General features: G+C 68.3%; 4 protein-coding genes. 3 read left to right on the top strand and 1 reads right to left on the bottom strand.

The genetic code is table 11. The annotated features are described in order from the left end of the window. The coding region (locus CCN51_RS50010) for an ATP-binding cassette domain-containing protein (protein ID WP_143676191.1) at positions 1-468 on the bottom strand (468 nt) is incomplete at its 3' end. 121 nt (positions 469-589) lie between these two features. Between CCN51_RS50010 and CCN51_RS50005 the strand changes: the two genes are divergently transcribed. From CCN51_RS50005 to CCN51_RS49995, 3 genes are all read left to right on the top strand, one after another. Then, entirely contained in the window at positions 590-1,390 is an 801-nt protein-coding gene (locus CCN51_RS50005; RefSeq protein WP_014178513.1) for an ABC transporter permease, read from the top strand. Continuing rightward, on the top strand, positions 1,390-2,145 hold the full coding sequence (locus CCN51_RS50000) for an ABC transporter permease (RefSeq protein WP_014178514.1): 756 nt from the start codon (positions 1,390-1,392) through the stop codon (positions 2,143-2,145). The genes CCN51_RS50005 and CCN51_RS50000 overlap by 1 nt, the downstream gene beginning before the upstream one ends. Before the next feature lie 131 nt (positions 2,146-2,276). After that, positions 2,277-3,212 (top strand): ABC transporter substrate-binding protein, encoded by a 936-nt coding sequence (locus tag CCN51_RS49995; RefSeq protein WP_014178515.1) that lies wholly within the window; start codon positions 2,277-2,279, stop codon positions 3,210-3,212. Positions 3,213-3,630: the final 418 nt, after the last annotated feature.

Genomic DNA, 3,630 nt, shown 5'->3' with positions numbered 1-3,630 from the left:
CGGCGGGTCGGCGGCCAGCGCCCGGGCCACGCCGACCCGCTGGCGCTGGCCGCCGGAGAGCTGGTCGGGGTAGCGGTCGCCGTAGACGGAGGGGTCGAGGCCCACCAGGTCGAGGAGTTCGGCGGCGCGGTCCCGGGCCTTCTTGCGCTGCCAGCCCAGCAGCGCCGGAACGGTGGCGGTGTTCTCCAGCACGGTCTTGTGCGGGAACAGGCCGACCTGCTGGATGACATAGCCGATGCGGCGGCGCAGCTTCACCGGGTCGACCGCGGCGATGTCCTCACCGTCCAGGACGATCCGGCCCGAGGTCGGTTCGATGAGCCGGTTGACCATCTTCATGGTGGTGGTCTTGCCGCAGCCCGACGGTCCGACGAGCGTGACCAGCTCGCCCTCCGCGACCTCGAAGGACAGATCGTCCACGGCCGTTGTGCCGTCGGCGTAGCGCTTGGTGACGTTCTCGAAGCGGATCATGACTCCCCATTGTGGCCGCATTCCGGGTTTGAATTGTTGCTGTTGTGTGGCGAGCCGACGAGATTGTCGGTGCCCGGGGTTAGGGTCGCCAGGTCACCGGAGACGACGGGGAGGTGACCGAGTGGCCGGGCAGAACTGCCTGATCAGCAACGACTGGATCTGCGGGGAATATGTACGTACGCGCAGTCAGGAGCTGACGGACGCGACGGTCCAGCATGTGTGGATCACGGTGGCGTCGGTCGCCATCGGTTTCGTGGTCGCTTTTCCGCTGGCGCTGCTGGCCCGCCGATGGCGGTCCGTGGCGGGCCCGGTGCTGGGGCTGACGACGATCCTCTATACGGTGCCCTCGCTGGCGATGTTCTCGCTGCTGCTGCCCTTCTTCGGGGTCTCGGCCGCGGTGGTGATCACCGGCCTGGTGCTGTATTCGCTGACGATCCTGGTGCGCAACATCATGGCCGGGCTCGCCTCGGTGCCCGAGGAGGCCCGCGAGGCGGCCCGTGGCATGGGCTACGGCCCGCTGCGCCTGCTGTTCGGCGTGGAACTGCCGCTCGCGCTGCCCGCGCTGATGGCCGGGCTGCGGATCACCACGGTCTCCACCATCTCGCTCACCACGGTCGGCGCGATCGTCGGCTACGGCGGCCTCGGCAATCTCATCTATGAGGGCATGCGCAGCTTCTTCAAGGCTCAGGTGCTCACCGCGTCGGTGCTGTGCGTGGCCCTGGCGGTCGCGGCTGATGTGCTGCTGCTCTTGGTGCAGCGGCTGCTCACACCGTGGGCGCGAGGAGGAACGAAGAAGGCGCGGAAGGCGCAGAAGAAGGCGCAGGAGCAAGTGCGCGAGAGCGCGCGGGGGCAGGCATACGAGCAGGCCCAGGCCGGGGAGCAAGCGCGGGACAGGGCACGGCAGAAGGCGGGGGCGGCCTGATGGGGGTCATCAGCGAGGCCTGGACATGGCTGACCACCGGGTCGCACTGGTCGGGCACCGACGGCGTATGGCACCGGCTCGGCCAGCATCTGTACCTCACCGTCGCCTGTCTGGCGATCTCGTGCGCGATCGCCCTGCCGGTCGCCGTCGTGCTCGGACACATCGGCAAGGGCGGCGCCGTCGCGGTCAACATCTCCAACGCGGGCCGTGCGGTGCCCACCTTCGCGGTTCTGGTCCTGCTGCTGCTCAGCCCGCTGGGGACGCACGGCGACTGGCCCACGATCGTCGCGCTGGTGCTGTTCGCCATCCCGCCGCTGCTCACCAACGCCTATGTGGGGATGCGCGAGGCGGACCGCGAGGTCGTCGAGGCGGCGCGCGGCATGGGGATGACCGGCGGTCAGCTGGTCGCCAGGGTCGAGCTGCCCCTCGCGTACCCGCTGATCATGACGGGTGTACGCTCGGCCGCCGTTCAGGTGGTGGCGACGGCGACGCTCGCGGCGCTGCCCGGCGGCGGCGGGCTCGGCCGGATCATCACGGCGGGCTTCCGGGTCACCGACACCGCCCAGGTGGTGGCCGGGGCGGTGCTGGTCGCCGCGCTCGCGCTCACGGTCGAGGGCGTGCTCGTCGCTCTGCAGTGGCTGCTGGACCCGATGCGCCGCAGGCGCGTACGGCCCGCGGCCGCGGAGCAGCGTCCGCCCGCGGACCAGACGCCGAAGGCGCCGGCGCTGACCGGCGCGGCAGGCCGGTCCTCGTGAACAGCGCCAGGCCGGCCCTCGTGAACAGGCGCGTGGCCCACAACGGTGTGGGCGTGCTGAATGGAAATGCGCGCGCTGAATATTCGTGACGTCTCATGACATTGCATGTGATCTATGGACGGGGAATCCCAATGAGCAAGATCTTCCGCGTGGCCGGGGCGGCCGCGACCGTCACAGCGCTGGCGGCCGGCCTCACCGCGTGTGGCGGCGACAGCCTGGAGAAGAAGAGCGAGGACTCGGTGGTGGTCGGGGCGGCCAACTTCACCGAGTCGAAGATCCTGGCCGCGCTGTACACGGGGCTGCTGGAGGACGCCGGTTATAAGACGTCGATCAAGACGGTTGACTCGCGTGAACTGTACGCACCGTCTCTGGAGAAGGGCGAGATCGATGTCGTGCCGGAGTACGCGGCCACGATGGCCGAATATCTGAATCTGAAGAAGAACGGGCCGAAAGCCAAGCCCGTCGCCTCCTCGGACGTCGACGCCACGGTGAAGGTGCTCCGCGAACTCGCCGAGCCCCGCGGACTGAAGGCGCTCGAGCCCGGCGAGGCCGTCGACCAGAACGCCTTCGCGGTGCGCAAGGACTTCGCTTCGGAGCACAGCCTCAAGACGCTCTCCGACCTCGGAAAGTCCAAGCAGAAGATCAAGTTGGCGGCGGGCGACGAATGCCCCAAGCGCCCCTTCTGCCAGCCCGGCCTGGAGAAGACGTACGGGATAGACATCACCGGCATCGACCCGCTGGATATCGGCAGCGTCCAGGCCAAGCAGGCGGTCAAGGACGGCAAGGACGAGATGCTGCTGACCACGTCCACGGACGCCACCCTTGATCAGTTCGGACTCGTCCTGCTGGCGGACGACAAGAAACTGCAGAATGCCGACAACGTCCTGCCCGTCGTGAATGCGAAGTCCGCGGGCTCGGAGAAGATCGCGAACGCGCTCAACAAGCTCAACAAGGTGCTGACCACTGCCGATCTCACCGAACTCAACAAGAAGGTGGACGCGGAGCGGCTCAAGGCGTCCGACGTCGCCAAGGACTACCTGAAGGAGAAGGGACTGGTGAAGGACTAGTTTCGTGAAGAACTAGTGAAGCGCCGGGTCGAGATGGGGTATTGCCGGGGCCGACGCGCACTTCGCCGGCCTAACGACGGCGGATGTGTGGCGCATACACGGAGGATGTCGCGGCGGATGCGCGGTGGTTCCACGGCGGATCGATGGCCGATCCATGGCGGAACGAAGCCGGAACGAAGGCGGATCGGGCGCGGAATTTGGCGGGGCGGGGCCCCATAGGGGCCGCCCGCACGGTAAGTTTCGGGCCATGCCACGTGGACGCCACCGCCAATCCCCACCTCTGCACAGGCTACTTCCCCCTTTGTCGGTCGCAGCCGCGTCAATAGCGTGCGCCTCCGGTGCCTGGCTGGTCGGCGATACGGTCGTGATCCGTGGCCTCGCGGCGACCGCGGCAGCCGCCGCGGTCGCCGCGAGGCCA

The organism is Streptomyces milbemycinicus (assembly GCF_002154605.1).
In the GTDB taxonomy this organism is placed as follows: Bacteria; Actinomycetota; Actinomycetes; order Streptomycetales; family Streptomycetaceae; genus Streptomyces; species Streptomyces milbemycinicus.
The sequence above is the reverse complement of the archived record's forward strand: the minus strand, read 5'-3'. Positions and strand labels throughout refer to the sequence as shown.